The sequence below is a fragment of the Streptomyces sp. P6-2-1 genome, from assembly GCF_050613165.1.
Classification (GTDB): domain Bacteria; phylum Actinomycetota; class Actinomycetes; order Streptomycetales; family Streptomycetaceae; genus Streptomyces.
In genome coordinates this window covers 3,018,037-3,040,094 of the sequence record NZ_CP192513.1, presented here as the reverse complement: position 1 = coordinate 3,040,094, position 22,058 = coordinate 3,018,037, and the positions used below count along the sequence as shown (strand labels likewise).

General features: G+C 73.6%; 20 protein-coding genes. 8 read left to right on the top strand and 12 right to left on the bottom strand.

Annotated features, from left to right (window positions below; genetic code table 11):
• Positions 1-26 precede the first annotated feature (26 nt).
• From ACQYWQ_RS13045 to ACQYWQ_RS13035, 3 genes are all read right to left on the bottom strand, one after another.
• Positions 27-869 carry a helix-turn-helix transcriptional regulator gene (locus ACQYWQ_RS13045; RefSeq protein ID WP_431034649.1) on the bottom strand — a complete coding sequence of 281 codons (843 nt, stop codon included), beginning with the start codon at positions 867-869 and terminating at the stop codon, positions 27-29.
• Between the two features lie 339 nt (positions 870-1,208).
• Complete coding sequence (locus ACQYWQ_RS13040) at positions 1,209-2,054, bottom strand: SDR family NAD(P)-dependent oxidoreductase (protein WP_431034648.1); 846 nt, start codon at positions 2,052-2,054, stop codon at positions 1,209-1,211.
• Positions 2,055-2,382: 328 nt separating this feature from the next.
• The gene (locus tag ACQYWQ_RS13035; protein WP_431034647.1) at positions 2,383-2,631 is read right to left on the bottom strand and encodes a hypothetical protein; all 249 of its coding nucleotides are present in this window, start codon (positions 2,629-2,631) and stop codon (positions 2,383-2,385) included.
• Positions 2,632-3,141: 510 nt separating this feature from the next.
• Here ACQYWQ_RS13035 and ACQYWQ_RS13030 point away from each other — a divergent pair.
• The 4 genes from ACQYWQ_RS13030 to ACQYWQ_RS13015 all read left to right on the top strand — a co-directional run bounded on the left by ACQYWQ_RS13030 (position 3,142) and on the right by ACQYWQ_RS13015 (position 5,890).
• A complete protein-coding gene (locus ACQYWQ_RS13030) occupies positions 3,142-3,636 on the top strand; it encodes a GNAT family N-acetyltransferase (protein ID WP_431034646.1) in 495 nt (164 codons plus the stop codon).
• Between the two features lie 123 nt (positions 3,637-3,759).
• Positions 3,760-4,215: a GNAT family N-acetyltransferase gene (locus tag ACQYWQ_RS13025; protein ID WP_431034644.1), complete on the top strand. Its 456-nt coding sequence runs from the start codon at positions 3,760-3,762 to the stop codon at positions 4,213-4,215.
• A 316-nt stretch (positions 4,216-4,531) separates the two neighbouring features.
• The gene (locus ACQYWQ_RS13020) at positions 4,532-4,783 is read left to right on the top strand and encodes a hypothetical protein (protein WP_431034643.1); all 252 of its coding nucleotides are present in this window, start codon (positions 4,532-4,534) and stop codon (positions 4,781-4,783) included.
• Positions 4,784-5,137: 354 nt separating this feature from the next.
• On the top strand, positions 5,138-5,890 hold the full coding sequence (locus ACQYWQ_RS13015) for a dienelactone hydrolase family protein (RefSeq protein WP_431034641.1): 753 nt from the start codon (positions 5,138-5,140) through the stop codon (positions 5,888-5,890).
• A gap of 70 nt (positions 5,891-5,960) precedes the next feature.
• Here the strand turns inward: ACQYWQ_RS13015 and ACQYWQ_RS13010 are convergent, their stop codons facing one another.
• The 5 genes from ACQYWQ_RS13010 to ACQYWQ_RS12990 all read right to left on the bottom strand — a co-directional run bounded on the left by ACQYWQ_RS13010 (position 5,961) and on the right by ACQYWQ_RS12990 (position 13,074).
• Positions 5,961-7,283 (bottom strand): glutamine synthetase, encoded by a 1,323-nt coding sequence (locus ACQYWQ_RS13010; RefSeq protein ID WP_431039174.1) that lies wholly within the window; start codon positions 7,281-7,283, stop codon positions 5,961-5,963.
• Between the two features lie 363 nt (positions 7,284-7,646).
• Complete coding sequence (locus tag ACQYWQ_RS13005; protein ID WP_431034640.1) at positions 7,647-8,288, bottom strand: acetate uptake transporter; 642 nt, start codon at positions 8,286-8,288, stop codon at positions 7,647-7,649.
• Positions 8,289-8,837: 549 nt separating this feature from the next.
• The gene (locus ACQYWQ_RS13000) at positions 8,838-10,391 is read right to left on the bottom strand and encodes a PTS transporter subunit EIIC (RefSeq protein WP_431039173.1); all 1,554 of its coding nucleotides are present in this window, start codon (positions 10,389-10,391) and stop codon (positions 8,838-8,840) included.
• 348 nt (positions 10,392-10,739) lie between these two features.
• Positions 10,740-11,768, bottom strand: coding sequence for an N-acetylmuramic acid 6-phosphate etherase (gene murQ / locus ACQYWQ_RS12995; RefSeq protein ID WP_431034638.1), 1,029 nt, complete (start codon positions 11,766-11,768; stop codon positions 10,740-10,742).
• 229 nt (positions 11,769-11,997) lie between these two features.
• Complete coding sequence (locus ACQYWQ_RS12990; RefSeq protein WP_431034637.1) at positions 11,998-13,074, bottom strand: MurR/RpiR family transcriptional regulator; 1,077 nt, start codon at positions 13,072-13,074, stop codon at positions 11,998-12,000.
• A 206-nt stretch (positions 13,075-13,280) separates the two neighbouring features.
• On the opposite strand from ACQYWQ_RS12990, the gene ACQYWQ_RS12985 reads away from it, so the two are divergent.
• Positions 13,281-13,691: a hypothetical protein gene (locus ACQYWQ_RS12985; protein ID WP_431034636.1), complete on the top strand. Its 411-nt coding sequence runs from the start codon at positions 13,281-13,283 to the stop codon at positions 13,689-13,691.
• Positions 13,688-13,978 (top strand): DUF4031 domain-containing protein, encoded by a 291-nt coding sequence (locus ACQYWQ_RS12980; RefSeq protein ID WP_431034635.1) that lies wholly within the window; start codon positions 13,688-13,690, stop codon positions 13,976-13,978. The genes ACQYWQ_RS12985 and ACQYWQ_RS12980 overlap by 4 nt, the downstream gene beginning before the upstream one ends.
• Before the next feature lie 125 nt (positions 13,979-14,103).
• On the opposite strand, the gene ACQYWQ_RS12975 is transcribed toward ACQYWQ_RS12980, so the two are convergent.
• A complete protein-coding gene (locus ACQYWQ_RS12975) occupies positions 14,104-14,838 on the bottom strand; it encodes an HD domain-containing protein (RefSeq protein WP_431034634.1) in 735 nt (244 codons plus the stop codon).
• Between the two features lie 458 nt (positions 14,839-15,296).
• Between ACQYWQ_RS12975 and ACQYWQ_RS12970 the strand changes: the two genes are divergently transcribed.
• Positions 15,297-16,004, top strand: coding sequence for a copper homeostasis protein CutC (locus ACQYWQ_RS12970; RefSeq protein WP_431034633.1), 708 nt, complete (start codon positions 15,297-15,299; stop codon positions 16,002-16,004).
• Between the two features lie 163 nt (positions 16,005-16,167).
• Here the strand turns inward: ACQYWQ_RS12970 and ACQYWQ_RS12965 are convergent, their stop codons facing one another.
• Positions 16,168-18,288 carry a HelD family protein gene (locus tag ACQYWQ_RS12965; protein ID WP_431034631.1) on the bottom strand — a complete coding sequence of 707 codons (2,121 nt, stop codon included), beginning with the start codon at positions 18,286-18,288 and terminating at the stop codon, positions 16,168-16,170.
• A 721-nt stretch (positions 18,289-19,009) separates the two neighbouring features.
• On the opposite strand from ACQYWQ_RS12965, the gene ACQYWQ_RS12960 reads away from it, so the two are divergent.
• A complete protein-coding gene (locus ACQYWQ_RS12960) occupies positions 19,010-19,264 on the top strand; it encodes a hypothetical protein (RefSeq protein WP_431034630.1) in 255 nt (84 codons plus the stop codon).
• Positions 19,265-19,446: 182 nt separating this feature from the next.
• Here the strand turns inward: ACQYWQ_RS12960 and ACQYWQ_RS12955 are convergent, their stop codons facing one another.
• Positions 19,447-21,087: a DNA repair helicase XPB gene (locus ACQYWQ_RS12955; RefSeq protein WP_431034628.1), complete on the bottom strand. Its 1,641-nt coding sequence runs from the start codon at positions 21,085-21,087 to the stop codon at positions 19,447-19,449.
• A gap of 243 nt (positions 21,088-21,330) precedes the next feature.
• A complete protein-coding gene (locus ACQYWQ_RS12950) occupies positions 21,331-22,026 on the bottom strand; it encodes a pyridoxamine 5'-phosphate oxidase family protein (RefSeq protein WP_431034627.1) in 696 nt (231 codons plus the stop codon).
• Positions 22,027-22,058: the final 32 nt, after the last annotated feature.

Genomic DNA, 22,058 nt, shown 5'->3' with positions numbered 1-22,058 from the left:
GGGAGGGGCCGCCTCTCGCCGGGGCCTCAGACGCCCGGCGCGCGGGCCGGGAGGGAGTTGAGGAGCCGGAGCTTCTCGTGGCTCTCGGTGCCGGGCGTCGCGGTGTAGACGAGGAGCGCCTGCGACTGGGCGGGATCGATGAGCACCTGGCAGTACAGATCGAGCACCCCGAGGTCGGGATGGCGCACCCGCTTCGACTCTGTCTGCGGCAGGCCGACCTCGTGCGCCGCCCACAGCGCGGCGAACTCCTCGCTGCGCGCGAGCAGCGCCTCGGCGATCTCCTCGGCGCGCCCGCCCTTCCCCTCCCGCGCGTACGCCGCGCGCAACTCGGAGACGAAGAACCGCCCGCGCAGCGTGTGATCCTCCACCGGGTAGAGCGGCCGCACCGTGCCGGGCGCGGCGAACCAGCGGTACGTGATGCTGCGCTCCAGACCGGTGAAGAGGGTCTGGTCACCGAGCAGCGCGGTCGCCGCGTGGGTCTGCTTGAGCGTCTCGCCGACGCCCGAGAGGACCTGCGCCGGGGTGTCCTCAAGCCGGTCGAGGATGCGCATGAGACCCGGCGTGATGTGGTCCGTACGGCTGGTGCGGGCGGGGGCGTTGTGCCCGGCGAGGAGGAAGAGGTGGTCGCGTTCGGCGAGCGTGAGGCGCAGCCCGCGCGCCATCGCGGCAAGCATCTGCTCCGAGGGCTGCGGGCCGCGCTCCTGCTCGATGCGCGTGTAGTAGTCGGCGGACATCTCGCACAGCGCCGCCACCTCCTCACGCCGCAGCCCGCCGGTGCGGCGGCGCGGGCCGCGCGGCAGCCCGACATCCTCGGGTTGCAGCGCGGCCCGTCGGGTGCGCAGGAAGTCGGCGAGCTGAGCCCGGTCCACGGCGGTCCTCCTCGGGGGCGTCCCTGACGGTCTTGAGATCGATGATGCCGCGCGGAGCGGGGTACCGGTGGCCGGTGGGCGGGGTGGGGCGCGGTGCGGGGTGCGGCGGGGTGGGGCCGGGTGTGGGGTGCGGCGGGGTGGGGTGTCGGTGGGGCGGGGTGTCGGTGGGGCGAGACCCGACCGGGTGGGCGACCGGGGGGCGCGGGGTGCCGGTGGGGTGGTGCGGGGGCTCGGCCTGGTGAGGCGGGGTGCGGGTGGGCCGGGCTGCGGGTCCGGTGGGGTGGTGCGGGGGTTCCGCCGGGTGGGGCGGGGGGTGTCCGGCCGGGTCCTGCCCGGGGTTCACAGGAGCATGCCGCCGCTCGCCTCGATGCGCTGCCCGGTGATCCAGCGGGTGCCGTCGGCGAGGAGCGCGGCGACGGCCGCGCCGATGTCGACCGGGTCGCCGACGTGCCCCATCGCGGTGACACTCGCGAGACCTGCCCGTACGGCCTCGTTGTCCCGCAGGTCACCGCCGCCGAAGTCGGTCGCCGTGGCACCGGGGGCGAGCGCGTTGACGGCGATACCGCGCGGGCCGAGTTCCTTCGCGAGGTAGCGCGTGAAGACCTCCACGGCGCCCTTCATCGAGGCGTAGGGGGCGGCGTCCACCTGTGTGAAACGCGTCAGCCCCGTCGAGACGTTGAGCACCCGGCCGCCGTCGGCGAGCAGCGGGAGGAGGGCCTTGGTGAGCAGGTACGGGCCCTTGAAGTGGACCTCGTACATGCTGTCGAGCTGCGCCTCCGTGGTCTCGGCGACGGGTGCCAGCGCGGAGGAACCGGCGTTGTTGAAGAGGTGGTCGAAGGTGTCACGGCCCCAGTGCTCGTCCAGCGCGGCCCGCACATCGGCGGCGAAGTCCGGGAACGTGCCGAACTCGGTCGTGTCGAGCCGGAAGGCCACGGCGGTACGTCCCAGAGCACGCACCTCGGCGAGTACCGCCTCCGCCTCCTCGGCGTGCGAACGGTAGGTGAGGAGCAGGTCCTGCCCGGCCGCGGCGAGGTGCAGGGCGGCCTGCTTGCCGAGACCGCGGTTGGCGCCGGTGACGAGGGTGATCTTGGGGGTGGGAGTGGGGCTGGGGGTGGTGGCGCCGGTGGGGGCGGCGCTGGTGGGGGTGGCGCCGGTGGGGGTGGTGGTGTCGCGGGGGTCGCTCATGGGGGTGCTCCGTAGACGGTCGCGTGGATTTCGCTGACGTCATCGAGAGTGCTCCGTGGGGCGAGGGGGATGAAGGCCGCACTTATCCGGGGACGGGGAGTCCCCCTTTGGGTGGTGTGGGGTGAGGTGGCGCTTGGCGTCTGGGGCCCTGGCGTCTGGGGTCTGGTGCCCTGGGGGCGGGGTGTGGGTGGGGAGTGGGGAGTGGGAGGTGAGGGTGAGCGGCGGGGTGGGGCCGGTCTGGAGGGGAGGGCGCGGGGTGGGGTGGGGCGCGGGAGGGGCACGCGGGAAGATCTGCGCGGGGCGGGGCCGGAGGCGTCGCGGAGAGGCGTCAGTGGCGCCGTTGGGTGCGGAGGTAGAGGCCGCCCAGGACGAGCGTGGGCACGGCGAAGCCGAGGGCGAGGTTGGCCTGCCGGTGATGATCCGCGTTGCACGCGCTGGCGGTCGGCCCCCCGGACTCCCCGGTCCCCAGCACGCTCCCGCAACCACTCCCGCCTACCGGCCACATGAGCAGCGCGAGAACGACAAGGACCCCGAGCACCGCGAGGCCGCCGTAGAGACGGTGGGCGGTAATACGCATATCGAAGACGCTACGGCACCGGGGGATTCACTGGAAGGGGGAGCGGAGGGGTGGGGTCCGGATGACCGGATGACCGGATGAAGGGTGAGGCGGGAGAGGGGGGTGGGTGAAGCGTGTGGTGGGGCGGTGGGGGCGTGGGCGATGGGCGGGTGGGGCTATGGGGTGGGGGAATGGGGTGGGTGGGGTCGGGTGCTGGTGGGTTCGGGGGCTTGTGTTTGTTGCGCCGCGCCTGGGCATACCTCCACCGCCCCGGGCATACCTCCCCCCACCCTGGGCACACCCCCACCCACCCGGGGGGCGACCCCACTACCAGTCTTTCGCAAACCGAAGCCCCCCAGGCACCCCCAGCGGAAATCTGTGGATAAAGTCCGCGAACTCAAAAAAGTTCTCACTCTTCCGTGTGAGAGGAATTCGCCCTCCACAGGGCTGATTTGCCCTGCGTGGCCACGCGTGATCAAGTTCCGCTGAATCCAGGTGCCGCCGCCCCGGCACCGCCGCTACGGTCGGGAGATGCCACGACTGGAGCGGCTCACCGCCGCACACGCACCGGCGGTACTGGAGTTCGAACGGGCCGAGCGGGAGTGGTTCGCCCAGTGGGTACCCGACCGCGGGGAGCCGTACTTCACCGCTGAGGGCTTCGCCGAGCGGCACGCCGCGCTGCTCGCCGAACAGGACGCGGGCGTCTGCCGCTTCCACGTTCTGCTCGACGAGGACGCGCGCACCGTGCTCGGCCGCTTCAACCTCCTGGACATCGTCACCGGCGGCGACGCGGAGCTGGGATACCGCCTCGCGCGCCGGGCCACGGGGCGCGGGCTGGCGACCGCGGCGGTACGGGAGTTGTGCACCGTCGCCGACGCGTCGCTCGGCCTGGCCAGAGTGTGGGCCGACACGAACGTCCGCAACACCGCCTCCCGCGCCGTCCTCTCACGCGCGGGATTCGGTCCCGGCGTGCCGGTCGACCGGGAGGGGCAGCCGGTGCTGCGGCACGTCCGCGTGCTGCGATGAGCCGGTACGGCCGCGGGGACGGGCGGGAACTGCCGGGTGACGCCCGACGCGAGCGGACCCAGGCCGGTGAGGAGCACCACAACCCGCACTGCGCCGCAGGTCAGGCGGCTAGGCTCGCCGGACATGGACATATCAGTCGACGACCTGGCCGGCCCTGCCATCGCCGCCTTCCTGGAGGCACACGTCTCCCAGCTCCGCGCTCTCTCCCCGCCCGAGAGCACCCACGCACTCGACCTCGAAGGGCTGCGCGTGCCGGAAGTGACCTTCTGGACCGCGCGGGAGGGCGGCGAGATCGTCGGCTGCTGTGCCGTCAAACGCATCGCCCCCGCACACGGCGAACTCAAGTCCATGCGCACCGACCCGAACCGCACCCGCTCCGGCATCGCCTCCGCACTGCTGCGGCACGCCCTCGACGAGTCGCGCCGCGCCGGACTGGACCGCGTCAGCCTGGAGACCGGAGCGGACGACTTCTTCCTGCCCGCCCGCACGCTCTACGGCAAGTTCGGCTTCCGCCCCTGCCCGCCCTTCGGTGCTTACCGAGAGGACCCGCTCAGCGTCTTCCTGACCCGCACGCTCTGAGACACGGGCCCCGCCCTGCACGGCGCGGCAGGCTAACCGCTCCCTCCGCGACGCGCCGGGGAATCTCCCGAAGCCACGCCGAAATGGTGAATCGCCCGGTGGCGCCGTGGCGGCACGCCCGGGCGAGGTGATGAACTCCTGACCAGCCTCGCCTCCGCGGGGAGCCTCCCGCTCCTGGGAGCCCCGTCGTCCGGCCGCCCCGCCACTCCGGGCACCGGACGGCGGGCAGGCGGGCGGCCAACCGGGAGCGCACGGCTGCGGCCGCCCGCGGCACGAGGCGGGCAGCACGAGTGACGACCAACGGGAGCGTGGACGAATGACCGAGCAGGGCACGCGGGAACTGACCGGCATGTACGAGGCACAGGACCACCTGGAGCGACTCCGCGCCGCCCTCATCGCCGCCGGCATCAAGCTGCCATCGCTCCGTCTCGACCTCCCCTCCTGCTCCGGAGAGGCCCAGACCCCCCTCCTCGACCTCGGCCGCGTCAACCTCGACACCGCCCGCGCCCTCACCGCCCTCGCCGAACGCGCCGCCCTCACCGCCCCCGCCGACACGAAGAGCCCCTGACACGAGGACCCGACGCGGCCGCCCGCCGACACCGAGGACTGCGGAGACACGGAGGACCACTGGCGGGGAGGACGCTGACGGGGAAAGCCGCCGACGCCCGGGGGAGGGGGGTGTTGGCGGCGGCTCGGAGCGCCACGTGGCCGCCCGGACCCGGCCCGGCCGGTCCGTATCCCACACGCCCCGGTGCCCGTGGACCGTACCCGTGAACTGGCCCTCCCCCGGCACCCTGCCACCGGCAGCCCCTCTTCCGCATCGCCTCCCCTCACGTCGTAGCGTCGGTGAGTACGGCACACAGCCGTCACCACGTCAGCAGTCCCCGCGCGGGCATGATCCGCGGCGGGGGGAGGAGCGTCCATGCCCGCGTCCGAACCGTCCCCTTCCGCGTCCGCCGTCCCGGCCCCGCGCCCGGCCGGTGACCCGCAGCAGAACGTCAGCTTCCCGAGCGCGGGAGGCACCGCCCACGGCTACCTCGCCCTGCCGCCCGCCGGGCGCGGCCCCGGGGTGCTCGTCATCCAGGAGTGGTGGGGGCTCACCGCCCACATCGCCGACGTGACGCGCCGCCTCGCCGCCGAAGGCTTCGTCGCCCTCGCCCCGGACCTCTACGGTGGCGCGGTCGCTCACGACGCCGCCGAAGCCGGCCGCATGATGGGCGCGCTGCCGGTGGACCGCGGTGTGGAACTGTTGTCCGGGGCCGTCGACTACCTGCTCGGTCTTCCCGAGGTCACCTCCTCATCCGTGGGCTCGGTCGGATTCTGCATGGGCGGGGGCTTCGTCCTGCAACTGGCCGCGACCGACCCCAGGGTCAGTGCCGCCGTCCCCTTCTACGGAGTGGTCCAGGGCGAACTCCCGGACTTCTCGGGGGCGCGCGCCGAGGTGCTCGGGCACTACGGCGAACAGGACGGCTCCGTCCCTCCCGAGTCCCTCGACGCCCTGCGCGCCGCGCTGGAGAAGCAGGCCGGGATCACCGCCGACCTGCGCCTCTACCCGGCGGGTCACGCCTTCTTCAACGACCACCGGGAGACGTACCACGCCGAGGCGGCCGCCCAGGCATGGCAGTCCACCCTCCGCTTCCTGCACGGCCGCCTTGAGGAGGCGCCCGCGAGGTGAGCCACCGGAAGGCGCGGGACCGTCGGCACCCGATCGTGGGACGTCGGCACCCGATCGTGGGACGGGGGCGTCAGTAGGCGCGGCGCGTGGCGTTGGCGAGGGCCTGTGGGCTGTACCCGGCGAAGAGGTTCGCCTCGGCCTCCCGTACCTCCACGATGGCTTCGAAGAGGGGATCGCCGAGCGCCGCGCGCAGCACCTCCGACTGCCGGAACCGGGCCACCGCTTCCGGCAGTGTGCTGGGCAGCCTCGGTGGCCTCTCCCCCTCGGCCAGGTCCGCCGGGTCCCCCTCTGTGGCCGCAGGGAGGCGTTCGCCGCGCTCCAGACCGCCGAGGCCCGCGGCGAGCACCGCACCCGCGACGAGGTACGGGCTCGCCGCCGCGTCGAGGCACTTGACTTCGGCGTTCGCCGTCTCCACCCGGCCGGGCGCACCTGGGATCAGGCGCAATGCCGCCTCCCTGTTCTCCGGCCCCCAGCACTGGAAGGCGCCCGTCCAGCGCGAGGGGGCCAGGCGCAGATAGCTCGCCGGGCTGGGGGCGCCGATCGCCAGCAGCGCGGGAAGCTCGCCGAGGATTCCGGCGAGGAACGACTCGGCCTCGGGCCGCAGTCCGCTCGGCCCGTCGCCGCCACCGCACAGATTGACGCCGTCGCGCCACAGGCTCAGATGCAGGTGCCTGCCGTTGCCCACGTGCCCGGCGAGGACGCTGGGCCCGAAGTTGGTCTCCCAGCCGTACTGGACGGTGACGGCGCGAATGGTCTCCTGGACGAGGACCACCAGATCGGCGGCGCGGACGGGTGCGGCGGGTGCGACGGACAGCTCGAACTGCCCCGGCGAGTACTCCGGGTGGATCTGGAGCACGTCGACGCCCTGCCGGTCCAGCGCGACGAGGATGTCCCGCAGGTAGTCGCCGTGCGGAGCCAGGCGCGTCATGCCGTACGCGCCGCCTGCCGCGGGTGGGCGTGGCTCCGCCTCCGCGTCGGCGGCACTCCCCGCACCTGTGCCGTCGGAGGGGAGGGTGACGATCCACTCGGTCTCGAAACCCATGAGCGGTGACAGTCCGGCCGCTTCCGCGCGGGCGGTGACCCGGCGCAGGAAGGTGCGGTGGCAGGCGGCCGCGGGGGCGCCTGACTGCTCGTACCGGTCACCCGGTGCCCACGCCCAACCAGGCTGGCCCGCGAGGACCGTGAGCGCGCTGAGATCGGGGACGACGCGGAGGTCGCCTTCCGGGCCGCCGATGTGCGTACTGCTGGTGAAGGAGTCGTCGACGAGGGCCACGTCGAAGACCGGTGAGAGCCCGACGCCGTCCTGTCCCGCCCGGGCCAGGCGCGCCGCGGGCACGGCCTTGACCCGGGTGATGCCGGCCGTGTCCACCGTCGTGATCGCCACTCCGGCCACCTCTGGTGGCAGCGCCGACACCTGTCCGGCCCCCGGGGAGGAGGGAACGGCAGGGGTGGGGGCACCGGGCGCGGGCGGTGCCGCGGGCGCGATCCGAGGGTGGGGGGACTGGGTGTGCATGGCGAGGCTTCTCCTCCTGTCACGGGGTGGTGCCGTCGTACCGGAACCACCGCCGTGACAGGAAGGTACCCCTCAACTACTCTGTGTGAAAACTCTCGCGAGGAAGTGTGACCATCACACTGTGTAAACGTGATGATCGGGCCGGAGGTCGCTCGTGGCACGAGGGCTGCTCGTGCCACGGAGGTCGCGCGTGTCGCCAGGGCTCTCGTGCCGGGTCGGCATTGGCCGGCGTCCTCGGGTCCCTCAGACCCGTACCGGCCAGGTCGGTATCACTTCGCGCCGCCACGTGCTGTTGGCGACGTGGGCGAAGGACCCGTACCAGGCCACCACCGCCGTCACCAGTCCGAGCCAGCCGCCGACGTGGTCGACGCCGCTGGAGCCCGCGAAGGCGCCCGCCGAGAGGAAGGCGAAGGTCAGTGTGAGGAAGACGAAGACGCCGATGACGACACCGTTGGTGTGCAGCGCCGCGACCGTCATGTACGCGGTGAAGATCGCCCAGGCCAGGAGGAAGAGGCCCGTCGCCTTGTCCGCGTAGGCGGGGTCGAGGCCGGGTGCGATCTTCCCGACGTAGAGCGCGAAGGCGAGCCAGAAGCCGCCGTAGGAGACGAACGCCGTCGCCGAGAAGGTGTTGTTCCTGCGGAACTCCCACAGCCCCGCGAGCAACTGCGCGAGACCCCCGTAGAAGAGTGCGAGGGGCAGGACGACTTTCTCGACGGAGCCGTTGAGCAGGCCCGCGTTGAAGACGCTGAGGACGAAGGTCGTCAGGGCGAAGGCGCCGAGGCCGAGACCTCCGGGATCGGCCACCTGTGAAGGGGCGGCGGGGGCTTCGGGGGTGGTCGCGGGGCGGGTGGTGGCCGCCGCCGGCCGGGGCTTGCTGGGGGACACGAGCTGCTCTCCTCTCCTTGGGGAACCGCACAGGAGCGGGGCGAGCGGAAGCCGCGCGAGACGGCCCCGGGGCACGTCCCGCAGGTGCGGAGAGTCGGAGCGCGGGCCGGGATGCGAGGGTGAGCGCCCGCGTACGGGCAGCGCGAAACGTCCTCGTCCGCAGGTCAGCTGCCCCTTCGCAGTGGCCCGTTGCTTCGGCGAAGCCATCCTCAGCCCGTGGCATGGCCGGGTCAAGATCCCCGCCCAATAATTCATGTACGAGGCAACTAGCCTTCTCGCGCCTGGGGGAGGTGGGCGTGGGCGGGGCCTGTGAGGCGACCGTGGGGGATTCGACGTATGCCTGTGCGGCGGCTGTGATCTTTCCGATGGAAAACGCTGCGAGGATACGAACCTGAGCCGGAGGCACTCCGGAACCTCCCGGCTCAAGGCCCTGTCGCGTCACAGCGGTGCGGGTACGTCATGAGTGCGGGCGTGCCACAGCGTTCAGGCGCGTCACAACGGTTCAGGCTTCGTCGGCCAGGGCGCGCCGACGCGTCGGAACCCGGTGACTCAGGGCTCCGAGGGCTGGGCCGGGCCCGGCTGCGTGACCCCCGTGGCGGCAGGCGCGGCTGCCGGCGTGGAGGCCGACGCGGCGAGGGGCTCCGCGTTCAGCTCGCTCAGGGTCGCGGCGTCGAAACCGAAGAGGTACGTAGCGGCGAAGCCCACGCCATATCCGGCCAGCAGGCCGAGACCGTAGACCGCGGCGATCGTGCCGAGGCCGCGGTTCCCCGCGAGCAGCGGGAACAGGGCCCACCCGGAGGGCCCGATGGCGGTCGCGCCCACCTTCGTGCCGAGCATGGAGAAGAGCCCCACGAGGCCGCCCCCCGCCGCGCCCCCCACGCACGCCGTGATGAACGGCCGGCCCAACGGCAGCGAGACACCGTAGATCAGCGGTTCGCCGACACCCAGCACTCCGGCGGGCAACGCTGATCTGACGGTCTTACGAAGGGAGGTGTTGCGCTTCAGCCGCAGCGCGACCGCGACCGCGCAGCCCACCTGCCCCGCCCCGGCCATCGCCAGCACCGGAAGGAGAACGGTATAGCCCTGGGACTCGATGAGCGTCGTGTGAATCGGGATGAGCGCCTGATGCAGGCCCAGCATCACGAGAGGAAGGAAGAGACCCCCGAGCACGAAGCCCGCGAACGCGCCCGTGTGCGTGAGGAGCCAGTCCGCCGCCGTACCGATCCCCTCGGCGACCTCGCCCGCCACGTACATCAGGCCGTACAGCGTCACCAGGCCCGAGACGAGCACCGTGAGAGTGGGAGTGACGAGCACATCCACGGCCTCGGGCACCCGGCGACGGCACCAGCGCTCCACGTAGGCCGCGAGAGCGGCGGCGCCGAGCGCGCCCAGCACCCCGCCCTGACCGGGCACGAGCGGGGTGCCGAACACCTCCACCTTCGCCACACCGGGGAAGACGATGATCGCCGCGACCGCACCGCCGAGCACAGGCGTGCCCCCGAACTCCTTGGCCGTGTTGTAGCCGACGAACACCGCGATGAGCGCCATGAAACCGGAGGAGATCGCGGTCAGCGCCGCCGTGAGACCGCCGGCCCACCCCAGGTTGACGAGGAGTCCGCCCAGGCCCGCGATGATCCCGCAGCCGATCAGTGCGGGGATGAGGGGAACGAAGATGTCCGCGATGCGGCGCAGGAAGAGTTTGAGGGGGGTGCGGTTGCGCGAACGGCGCTCGGCGCGGATCTCGGCTCCGCGCGTGGCGAGGACGTCGGAGGTGGAGGAGGGGGTGTCGGAGGGGGCGGCGGCTGCGGCGGTTCCGGCGGCGGGTACGGGGGCGGCCTCCGCGCTCTCGTCCACCAGGCGGGCGAACTCCGGGGTCACGCGGGCGACCTTTCCCGGCCCCAGCACGATCTGGTACGAGTCGCCGTCCTCGACCACGCCCAGGACGGCGGGCAGTGCACGCAGTGCGGCATCGTCGACCCGTGAGCGGTCCGCGAGCCCGAGCCGCAGCCGGGTCATGCAGTGGGTGACCGAGGTGACGTTGGCGGCGCCACCCACCAGCGGCAGGATCGCCGCCGCCGTCGCACGGTGCTCGTTCCCGGCCATCGCCCAGCCGCCTTCCGCTGCCGCCACCGACGCCCCTGGCGCGGGGCGCGCCGGGGCCGTGGTCCGAGGGTGCGGGAGCGGGTGGGAGAGGGGGCGGAGGCTCGCGGGGGCGGGGGAGTGAAAGGGGGCGGGGTGGGCGGGGAGGGGGCACCCCGGCTGTGGCTACTGCCGGTGCCGGGGCGGGAGAAGCCCCGGCCGAAATGTCCGGCCCGGCCGGTGCCCGCTCGGCCGGGACTCCCCCGCGCTGCCCCCCGGCCCGCTTCCGCCCCGGGCCTCATCGCTCCGTGTCGCGGCTCGCCCCGCTCCCGTGCGCCGCGCGGGCGCCGCCCCGCCGCCCCCGCCCCCGCTTCAGGCCTTCGCCGCCTCTCCCAGAGCCGCGCGCAGGTGGCCGCCGTGGGCCTGGAGGAGGCGGGCGGACTCGGCGCCGTCGACGCGGCCCAGGACGACGAGGATCGCGTTCTTCACCTCGCCACCGGTCGCGGCGAGCGCCGCTTCGATCTCGGTGTCGTCCGCGCCGGTGGCGAGGGCGACGATGCGGCGGGAACGGGCCCGGAGTTTCTCGTTGGAGGCGCGGACGTCGACCATGAGGTTTCCGTAGGTCTTCCCGAGCCGGATCATGCTGATCGTCGAGAGCATGTTGAGGACGAGCTTTTGCGCCGTGCCGGCCTTGAGGCGGGTCGAGCCGGTGATCAGTTCCGGGCCGACGACGACCTCGATGCCGTGATCGGCCGCGGCGGCGAGGGGGCTGTCGGCGTTGCAGGAGAGGCCGATGGTCAGCGCGCCGCGGACCCTGCGCGCGTGGTGCACGGCGCCGACCGCGTAGGGGGTGCGGCCCGAGGCGGAGATGCCGACGACGACGTCGTCCGGGCCCAGGCCGAGGGCGTCGAGGTCGGCGGCGGCCTGCTCGGTGTCGTCCTCGGCGCCCTCGACAGCGGTGATGATCGCGGAGGGGCCGCCGGCGATGAGGCCGATGACCTCGTCGGGCGCGGTGTTGAAGGTCGGCGGGCACTCACTCGCGTCGAGGATGCCGAGCCGCCCCGCGGTTCCGGCACCCACGTAGACGAGGCGGCCGCCCCGTGCCATGCGGGCGGCCGCGGCGTCGATCGCGGCAGCGATACGGGGGAGTTCACGGGCGACGGCGGCGGGGACGGTCGCGTCCTCACCGTTCATCGTCCGCGCGATCTCCTCGGTCGTCATCCGGTCGATCTCGGCCAGTTCCGGGCGGAACTGTTCAGTTGTGAGGTGGGCGAGTTCCGCCCGCAGCTCTTCGTACGGGGCGGCTCCCTGGGCGGGCGCGTGGCCCCCCGAAGGGATCGGGTTCCGGCCGTGCGGGGCGTCGGGGTGCGCGGCCCGGTCGGTGGGCCCGGTGGTCGTCATGTGCGGCTCTCCGCTGTGCTGAGGGACAGGTGGTGCGGGTGATGTCGGCGTTGCGGTCCGGCCAGGGGGCCGGAGGTCTGCGGGGGCGCCCGTACGAGGTACGGGGTACAGGGCGCCGGCGTACGGGGCGGGGTGGCCGTCGCGGCCCGAACGGGCGGCCTGACAGCGTTGTCGCCGGGTGGGCGGACGGTGGGGCGGGAGGCGGGCTGCGGTTCGGCCGGGCCCCGGGTCAGGCGTGGTCGCCGAGGCTGTGCCGGGGCCGGTGACGGTGTGCCAGGGCCTCGTAGGAGGCGGCGAGGGCGGGGGCGGCGTGCTCGTAGGTGCGCTGGGCGACGCCGACGAAGAGACAGTCCACCACGAGGTGCTGGCTGGCACGGGACGACATGGCCGCCGGGCGCAGTTCGCTCTCGCGGGCCGCGACGGTGGTGAGGACGTGGTCGGCGTACTGCGCGGCCGAGCCGTCCGGGCGCCCGGTGATGGCGATCGTCGTGGCGCCGCGTTCGAAGGCCGCGCGCAGCGGTTCGACGACGTCGCTCGTGGAACCGGAGTGCGTGATGGCGACGGCGACGTCCTTGCCGCGCAGCTGCACCGCGTTGGTGATGGCGAGGTGCGGGTCCGCGTGGGCCTGCGCGAAGAGGCCGATGCGCAGCAGTTTCTGTCCGAGGTCCTGGGCGACGAGGTGCGAGGCGCCGACCCCGTAGATGTCGATGCGGCGGGCCTGCGCGAGCGCGGTGACGGCGGCGCCGAGGGCGGCCGTGTCGAGGTTCGCGGCAGTGTCGGCGAGGGTCTGCCGCTCGTCGTGCGCGAGCTTGGTGACGACGTCGGCTATCGGGTCGTCGAGCGCGATGTCGGCGGTCACGGAGGGCGCGGCCCCCGATTCCTGGTGCGCGGCGAGTCCGGCGAGGGCGAGGCGCAGATCGCGGTAGCCGGGGTAGCCGAGGAGGCGCGCGGTGCGGACGACGGTGGCCTCACTCGTACCGGTGCGCGTGGCGAGGCCGGTCACGGTCAGCGCCGAGCAGCCGGCCGGGTCGGCGGCCACGGCCTCGGCGACGCGCTGCATGGAGCGCGTCATGGAGGGCGCGAGCGTGCGCACCTTCGCGGCGAGCGCGGCGGGGGCCGGGGGCGCCGGTGAGGAGGCGCCGGGGTGGGGGCGCGCGGGAACGGGGACGGCACGGCCCGGGGTGCGGTGCGGGACGGGCGCGGCGGGGGTGGAGGCGGCGGCCGGGCGCGCGGCGCGGCCGGGCCCGGCGGCGGGGCGGCTCAGCGCGGAGGCGCCGTTGGCAAAATCCTTCACGTCCTTGGTCACGGGTGAAATTTACTTTCAGTAGGGTGTGGGGGTCAAGAACGCGGCCCCACGTGGGCCCGGAACCGGGGCCCGGCCGGTCCGGCGAGGGGCGTCCCAGGGTTCTTTCAGGGTCCTGTTCGAAGGTGTCTACGGGGTGTCTCAGGGTTCGTCTACGGGGCGCCTACGGGTCATTTCCGGTCCCGGCGCCGCTGCCGCACAATGGCCTCATGACCACTCCCGACTCCTCCGGCCCGTCCGGGGCGGCCCCTGAGCCCGGCCCCCTGGAGCAGACGCTGCACGCCGCGCGCGCCCGGGTGCTCGCGGACCTCGCCGCGAGTCAGGTGAGCGACGCGCGCGTGGTCTCGCTCGTCGAGGAGGCGGTGGTACAGCGCCGCTGGTGGGTGGAGCAATGGCCGGACGGTGCCGAGTTCGTCGCTGGACTCGTCGCGCAGGACGTGCAGGACGGACTCCTGGAGCGGCACGGCCGCTGGCCGTTGTGCCCCGTGTGCACCGACGGCGAGCCGCACCCGCTCGCCGTCGAACCGGAGCTCGGCCCCGACCCGCACTGGGTGTGCTCCGAGGCGGGCGTCCTCGTCGCGCCCGTCGGAGCCCTCGACTCGGTTCCGGGCATCCGGTGACCCTCTACATCGACCCGCCGAACTGGCCGGGGCACGGCCGTATGTGGTCGCACCTCGTCAGCGACGACTCGTACGAGGAACTGCACCGCTTCGCACAAGCGCTCGGCGTGCCGCGCCGCGCCTTCGACCGCGACCACTACGACCTCCCCGCGGGGCGGTACGCGGACGCCCTCGCCGCCGGAGCCACCGGGGTCGGCAGCAAAGAACTCGTGGCGCGTCTCACGGCTGCGGGGCTGCGCCGCCGCAAGACGCGAAGCGAGCGGGGGGAGGCGGGGCGACACCTGTAGAACCCGTGCTCCACAGGGCCCGCAGAGGCAGGGGACAGCGCACGCCCGGCGGAGGTGCGGGGACCGGACCGCCTCGCCCGGTCCGCGAGACCGCGGCCCTCGCCCGTCGCGCCGGGCCGAGGCCCTCACTCGCCCAGTAGCGCCAGTTCCGTCGTCAGGTTCTCGCGCGCCCGCTGCTCCCAGTGGCGGCTGCCGTACGGGGTGCGGAAGAGGCGGGGCAGGGCGAGCAGGTGGCGCAGGACCTCGGCGCGACCGTGCCGGAACCGCTCCTCGGGGAGGAAGCCGTACTCCTCGCGGACGGCGGCCGCGTACGCCGCGTACTCCTCCGGTGGTCCTGCGAGCACCGCCAGGTCGGCGTCGCACAGCAGCTCGCCGTCCCCGTCGCCCTCGGCCGTCTCGTGGTCGGTGGTGAGCCGTACGAGGCGGGCCACCTCGGCGACGGGCCCGGGCGCGAGCCCCGCCTCGCGCAGGGCACGTTCGGCGAGTGTCGCGCTGCGCTCCTCGTTCTCGGAGCGGTCGGGCCGGTAGACCGCGTCGTGGAACCAGGCCGCGAGCCGCACCGTGTCGGGGTCGCGCACCGTCCCCGCCCAGGCGCGCTCGGCCGCCGTGCCGTGCGCGGCGGCGCGCGCGGTCTCGGCAGCGAGCGTGTCGAGGTGCCGCAGTACGGCACCCAGGTGGTCGAGCGTGTGGTACTTGCGCTGGGGTTCCGCCCAGCGGGCGATCAGCTCGTCGGCGTACGGCTCCGGGGCGGGCCCGGGTGCCTCACCCCGTACGCGCAACAGCGTCACCGCGAAGGCGGCACGCAGCTCCTCGTACGCCGTCGCCCGCCCGGATTCCGCGAGTTCCCGCTCACCGTCCATGCGCCCATTCTCTCCCCGCCTCCGTGCGCCCGCGCCCTTCGCGGTACAAGGACGGCTCCCGCGTACGGCGTCCGGTACGGGGCCGGCCCCGCCCGTATCGCCGCGCCCGCCCGTGCCGCCGCGCCCGCCCGTGCCGCCGCGCCCGTCCGTATCGCAGCGCCCGTCCATGCCGCCGCGCGCCCGTGCCTGCGAGGCGCGCGCCCCGGTCCGCCGTCCGTACGCCCCGGGACGGTGCTGCCCAGGGGCCCGGGCGCCGCGTAGGCTGCCCTCCAGCGCGATTGGACTAGACCGCTTCTCCCTCCTGGCGGGACGCCCGGGGGTCTCGCGACGGGGCGAGGTCCGGGAGGAGCGGCCGTGCCTGCCCTGACGCGCGCGACGGCGGGCCCGCGACGCGGCGGGCCCGGCAGACGGGGCCCCATGACGGGTGCCCGGACACGGGACGGACGGGAAGAGGGGCCATGACCATGCCCGAAGGCACAGCCGCACTCCTGGAGGTGATCGCCCTCGACGCGGCGGACGCCAGAGCCGCGCGGGACGGCGGGGCCGACCGCCTGGAACTCGTCAGTGACATGGCAGCCGACGGGCTCACGCCCACTGTCGAGACCTTCCGCGAGATCCGCGCCGCCGTCGCCCTCCCGCTCCGTGTGATGCTGCGCCTCAGCGACGGCTTCTCGGCGGGCGGCGCGAGTGGCGTGAGCGCGCTCGTGGACCGCGCGACGCGGTTGCGCGCGGCGGGCGCGCGGGAGTTCGTGCTCGGCTTCCTCGATCCCGAAGGCCACCCGGACCTCGACACGCTGAAACGTCTCGCCGATGTCCTCGACGGTTGCGCCTGGACCTTTCACCGCGCCGTTGACCGCAGCCGCGACCGCGAGGCGCTGCGCACGGAACTCGACGGACTGCCAGGTCTTGACACCTACCTGACGGCAGGTGCGGCAGGCGGCGTCGACGACGGGCTGGCCGTGCTGTGCGAAGAGGCCGCACGCGAGGGCAGCCCCGGCTACACGCAACGCCTCCTCGTGGGCGGCGGCCTGCGCCTCGACCACCTCCCCGCGCTGCGTGCCGCCGGTATCTCCGCCTTCCACATCGGTGGCGCGGCCCGTCCCGGTGGCTGGAACGGGCCGGTCGACGCGGCAGCCGTGGGGCGCTGGCGCGAGGCGCTGGGCTGAGCGGGCGCGGCGCGGCGCGGGTCGGTGCGGGCGGGCGCGGGGCTGGCGGCGGCGGGCCCGTACGGACGAGGAGCCCGCTGTGGTCCCGTACGGGACACGCCGCCCTGTATCTCGTACGTACCAAAGCGCCGCCGTCCCCGCCACCCGCGCCGGAGCCGACCGGTCACCCCGTGATGAGCGCCCCCGGCAGTTCCTCCGCGTGGATCACCGTGAGTCCGGAGACCGCTCGGGTGAGTGCCACGTACAGGCGGCGCAGCCCGGTCGGTTCGTCGGCCTCGCCGGCGACGACCGCGGCCGGTTCGTCGAGTACGACGTAGTCGTACTCCAGGCCCTTGGCGAGCGAGGCGGGGACGAGGGTGAGGCGGGATTCGCGCGTGGTCTCGGTGCCGGGTTCGAGGTGCGCGAGCCCGGCGTCGGCGAGCGCCTCGGCGAGGGCGGGGACGCGCGCGTCGGCGGCGATGAGGCCGATCGAGCCCTCGTGGCCGAGCGCCTCACGGCAGGCGGTGAGGACGGCGGCGTCGCGCGCGTCCGCGTCGACGCGGCGGACGAGGAGCGAACCGGGCGACTCGCGCACCGAGCGCACCTCGGCGAGCCCCGGCGCGATCGCGGGCAGCAGCTTCGACGCGTACGCGATGACCTCGCGCGGCACGCGGAAACCGGCCGTCAGCTCCTCGATGTGCGCCTCCTCCTTTCCGAGGTGGCGCAGCGCCTCGGCCCAGGTGCGCGTGGCCCAGGGCGTCGTGCCCTGCGCGAGGTCGCCGAGGACCGTCGCCGAGCCCGTACTGCACCTGCGGCCCACCGCGCGGTACTGCATCGGCGAGAGGTCCTGCGCCTCGTCGAGCACGACGTGGCCGAGCGAGTGGGTGCGTTCGACGAGGTCGCGGGCCTCGTCGACGAGTACGGCGTCGGCTGCCGACCACTTCGCGCTCTTCACGGAGCGTGCCGGTTTCGGCCACAGGATCGCGGCCTGCTCCTCGGCGTCGAGCAGTCCCTCGGCGTGCTCCGCGAGGAACTCGGCGTCGCTCAGCAGCCGCAGGACGAGCTTCGCGGGCTCGACTTTCGGCCAGACGGCGTTGACCGTCGCCTTCACGGCCGCATTGCGCGCGACGGTGGCCTGCACGCGGTCGTCGGGCGCCTCCCCGGCCCGCTCCATCTGGACCAGTACGGCGTGCGCGAGCCGCTGCGGCAGGGCCTCGCGCGCAGCCCCGTACCGCATGTCGCGGGCGAGCAGCTCACGTACCAGCTCCTCGACCTCGTACACCGCGAGGCGCCAGCGCCGCGAACCGCGCACCACGACCGTGCCCTCGGTCGGCATCGACACGTGCGCGCGCAGCGCCCGCCGCAGCACTTCGGCCATGCGCGCGTCGCCCTTGATGGTCGCGGCGCGTGCGTCGTCCTCGCCGCGCACCTCCACGCCGGGCACGGTCACCAGATCGGCGACGGTCGCCTGCCGCACCTCCATCTCACCGAGTGCAGGGAGCACCTGCTCGATGTAGTTCAGGAATGACCGGTTCGGACCGATCACGAGCGTTCCGGTACGGGCGAGCCGGTCACGGTGGGCGTAGAGGAGGTACGCGACACGGTGGAGGCCGACCGCGGTCTTCCCGGTGCCGGGGCCGCCCTGCACGCAGACGGTGCCGCTGAGGTCGCTGCGGACGATGCCGTCCTGCTCGGGCTGGATCGTCGCGACGATGTCGCGCATCGGACCGACGCGCGGGCGCTCGATCTCGCGTTGCAGGAGCTTGCTCGTCCCCGGATCGGCCCCGTCGGCACCGGGCCCGGAGAGCGCCTCGTCCTCGTACGCGGTCAGCTCGCCGCCCGTGTAGCCGAAGCGCCGCCGCCGCTCGACGTCCATCGGCCGCTGCCGCGAGGCCTGGTAGTACGCGGTCGACACGGGTGCGCGCCAGTCGATGACGAGCGGGTCGCCGTCCGCGTCGTGGACGTGCCGCCGCCCGATGTAGAAGCGCTCCCCCTCCGCGCCCTCGGCGTCCTTGACCCCCGGAGGGCGCGTGAAGTCGAGCCGCCCGAAGAACAGCGGCGTGTCGGCGAGATCCGCGAGCGCTTTGACGCGCTCCTCGATCTGCGCCTGGAGCACGGCGGCGTTGACCCAGTTCGCGGTCACGTCGCGGATGTCGAGGTTCTCGGTCTCCTCGCGCATCACACGCAGCGCGGCCCGGGAGACGGAGAGGTGCGCGCGCTCGCGGGCGAGGGGATCGTCGGGATCGGTGCCGGGTGGGGGACCGGCGGGCGTGGTGGAAGGTGACGACGCGGACGGGTGACTCACGGTACGGCCTCCTGACGGAAGGGCGCGCGCGGACGAGCACCACCCCACGGGCGGGCACGGTGTGTGCGGGCGGGGCGGTGGCTGGTGGCGCCGCGCGAACGGCGAACGAATGAGACGAACGGCCCGGCCGCCGGGAACCGGCCAGGGGCCGGGGCGGTCGCGGTCGCCGAGTTGCCGCCGGTTTCCGTCCGGCAGGCGGCACTCCACAGGAGGGAGGCGGACAGACGCGCGATTGTAGGGGAGAGGAGGGTGGGGGCCCAAATGAAGGGGGTGGGGGAGCCAGGGGGGCGGTGGCGTCGCTTCAGAGGGGGAGGGGCGCAGGGGCTCAGGACTCCCCGGGGCTCAGGGGTTCAGGGGTTCAAGACTCCGGGTGCCGGGCTCCGGGCTGCTCCGGGGGGGGCTGGTCCCTGTGGCGGCTTCCGGGACATGGATTCCCTAAGCGGCAGGGACCTCAGGAAGTGCAGAGACCTTGGGAAGTGGCAGGAACTCTCGGGAAGTGGCAGCGATGCCGGGAACTCGCTGACGTGACACCCTCGTTGTGGCCCACCGGGGGGCCATCCATCCCCTAGGGAATCCGTTCGATCCGCCTCAGGGTTCTCTCCGGGTCCCTCTCAGGGATTGCTTCCGGGTTGCGCTCCCTCTCCGGGGGGAGGCGACGAACGGGATATTTCCACCCGTGGGTTGATCCGCTCGGGGTGGTGTCGCGGGCACGCTGGAGGACATGAGCAGCGTGAGCTACACCACATCGTCCCTGTCCGCTTCGTCCCTCGCTTCCCCCCTCTCGCCCTCGCGCCTCGCCGCGCCCGCCGTCGCGGCCGGGCGGCGTGGCCTCGGTGGTTCGCTGCGAGCGCTGCGCGCCCTCGCCACGGCCGCCTGCGAGGTCGCCCTGCTCGGTACGTACGACGAGCGGGCAGGCGTCGCGCCACGGCTGCGGCACCTCGCGGAGGGTGCGCCGGGGAAGGATCACCGCACATGAGGGCACAGCTGCGAGGGCTGTTCCGCCGCCGATGGTCCCGGCACGACGACCCTCGCGCGGGTGTGGGGCACGGAGGTGCCGACGCCGGGACGAGTCCGGTCCCTGCCCGGTCCTGCCCCTCGCCGTACGGGAGCGGCCGGGCGGTCGCCCCTGGGCTGCCGCCCGGCCTGTCGCGGGCCGGCTCAGCTCTCCTTCGACAGCTCGTCCGCGTCCACGATGCGGTACGCGTAGCCCTGTTCGGCGAGGAAGCGCTGCCGGTGCGCGGCGAAGTCCTGGTCGATCGTGTCGCGGGCGACGACCGAGTAGAAGCGCGCCTCGTGCCCGTCCGCCTTCGGCCGCAGCACCCGGCCGAGCCGCTGCGCCTCCTCCTGCCGGGAGCCGAAGGTGCCGGATACCTGGATGGCCACCGTCGCCTCGGGCAGGTCGATGGAGAAGTTCGCGACCTTGGAGACCACGAGGACGGAGATCTCGCCCTCGCGGAAGGCGTTGAACAGCTTCTCGCGCTGCGCGTTGCTCGTCTCGCCCTTGATCACGGGCGCGTCCAGCTCGGTGCCCAGCTCGTCCAGCTGGTCGATGTACTGGCCGATCACCAGGGTCTGCTCCCCCTGGTGCTGCTTCACCAGCTCCCGCGTGACCCGCTGCTTGCTCGGCGTCGTGGCACAGAAGCGGTACTTCTCCTCGGTCTCGGCCGTCGCGTAGGCGAGGCGTTCCGACTCGGTGAGATTGACCCGTACCTCGACGCAGTCCGCCGGGGCGATGTAGCCCTGTGCCTCGATCTCCTTCCACGGAGCGTCGAAGCGCTTGGGGCCGATGAGCGAGAAGACGTCCGACTCGCGGCCGTCCTCCCGCACCAGCGTCGCCGTGAGCCCGAGCCGCCGCCGGGCCTGGAGGTCGGCGGTGAACTTGAAGACGGGCGCGGGCAGCAGGTGCACCTCGTCGTAGACGATGAGGCCCCAGTCCCGCGAGTCGAACAGCTCCAGGTGCGGGTAGACACCCTTCCGCTTCGTCGTCAGCACCTGGTACGTGGCGATGGTGACGGGCCGGATCTCCTTCTTCGTCCCGCTGTACTCGCCGATCTCGTCCTCGGTGAGCGAGGTGCGCTTGACCAGCTCGTGCTTCCACTGCCGGGCGGAGACGGTGTTCGTGACGAGGATCAGCGTCGTGGCCTTCGCCTCGGCCATCGCGCCCGCGCCCACGAGCGTCTTGCCTGCCCCGCAGGGCAGGACGACGACGCCGGAGCCGCCGTGCCAGAAGTTGTCCACGGCCTGCTTCTGGTACGGGCGCAGGGACCAGCCGTCCTGCGCGAGATCGATGGCGTGCGCCTCCCCGTCGACGTAGCCGGCGAGGTCTTCGGCGGGCCAGCCGAGCTTCAGCAGGGTCTGCTTGATCTGCCCGCGCTCGGAGGGATGCACGGCGACGGTGTCCGCGTCGATGCGCTGCCCCACGAGCGGCTGGACCCGCTTGGAGCGCAGCACCTCTTCGAGGACCGGGCGGTCGGTGCTGCTCAGCACCAGGCCGTGCGTGGGGTGCTTGTGGAGGCTGAGCCGCCCGTAGCGGGCCATCGTCTCGGCGATGTCCACGAGCAGCGCGTGGGGGACGGGGTAGCGGGAGTACTCGACGAGCGCGTCCACGACCTGCTCGGCGTCGTGACCTGCGGCGCGGGCGTTCCACAGGCCGAGAGGGGTGATCCGGTAGGTGTGGATGTGCTCCGGGGCACGTTCGAGTTCGGCGAAGGGGGCGATGGCCCGGCGGCACGCGTCCGCGCGCTCATGGTCGACTTCGAGCAGCAGAGTCTTGTCGCTCTGCACGATCAGGCAGGACACGCATACCTCCGTGGGCGGGATCGTCCCTCCGTGGGCGGGGATCGTCCGATGACTTGGCCGGGAGTCCGGCGCGCGACGAGCGCCGCACCGCGCACAGCGCCGCCGCAGGCCGGTCGTGGGACCCCCTTGGAGCCCTGTCCCTGCCGTGGCCGCGTCTGCGCGCGAAACAAGGAAGTCTACCTCCGCACGCTTCCCGCCCGCCGGGCATCGGGGCGCGGAGGTGGGCGGGATCACGCGGCGTGGTCACTGGGCGGTGCCGGCGAGGAGCCAGCGCACAGTGCGCACCTCCAGAAGGACGCGGGCGCCCGCGCCGGGGCGCGATGCGGAGACGTCCCATCCGTACTTCTCGCGGAAGGCCGCGACGATCTCCGGCGGGAACGGTGTCGTCAGGACGCGTGTCGTGCCCTCGGCGACGAGGGGGTGGTCGCCGTCCTCCAGAGCGAGGGACACCGTGGGCGAGCTCCGTATGTTGCGGATCTTGACCGCTCGCTCGTCGCTGCCGATCCACCAGCGGCCGAGGTGGTGGACGAACCACACGGGAGTCACGTGCGGGGTGCCGTTGGCGCGCGAGGTGCACAGCCACACGTTGCGTTCACGGGCGAGCCGGGTCGCGGCCCCGGAGTCCGGCGCCGGGGAGGCGTGCGGTGCTGGCGAGGTGTTCGGTGCCGGCGAGGCGTGCGGGGCGCCGAAGGGCTGGGATGCCTCCGGTTGCGGTGGGCGGGGCTCCGATGCGGCGGACGCCGGTGCGCCCGGCAGCGTCGGGTCTGGCTCCGGTCGGCCTGCCGGCGGGGCGCCCGGCCGCGGTGGACCGGGCCGCGGTACCGCCTCGGTGCTCTGCTGCGGGAGGCCGTCGGCGGGGTCTGCGGCGGGGTGTGTTCCGGGTGTGTCCTGGTGGGCGTTCACCGACTCATCCCAGCACTCCTGTCCCTTCCCGCACATCGGTCGCGGGGCGGGGACGCGCCTCGGCCCCG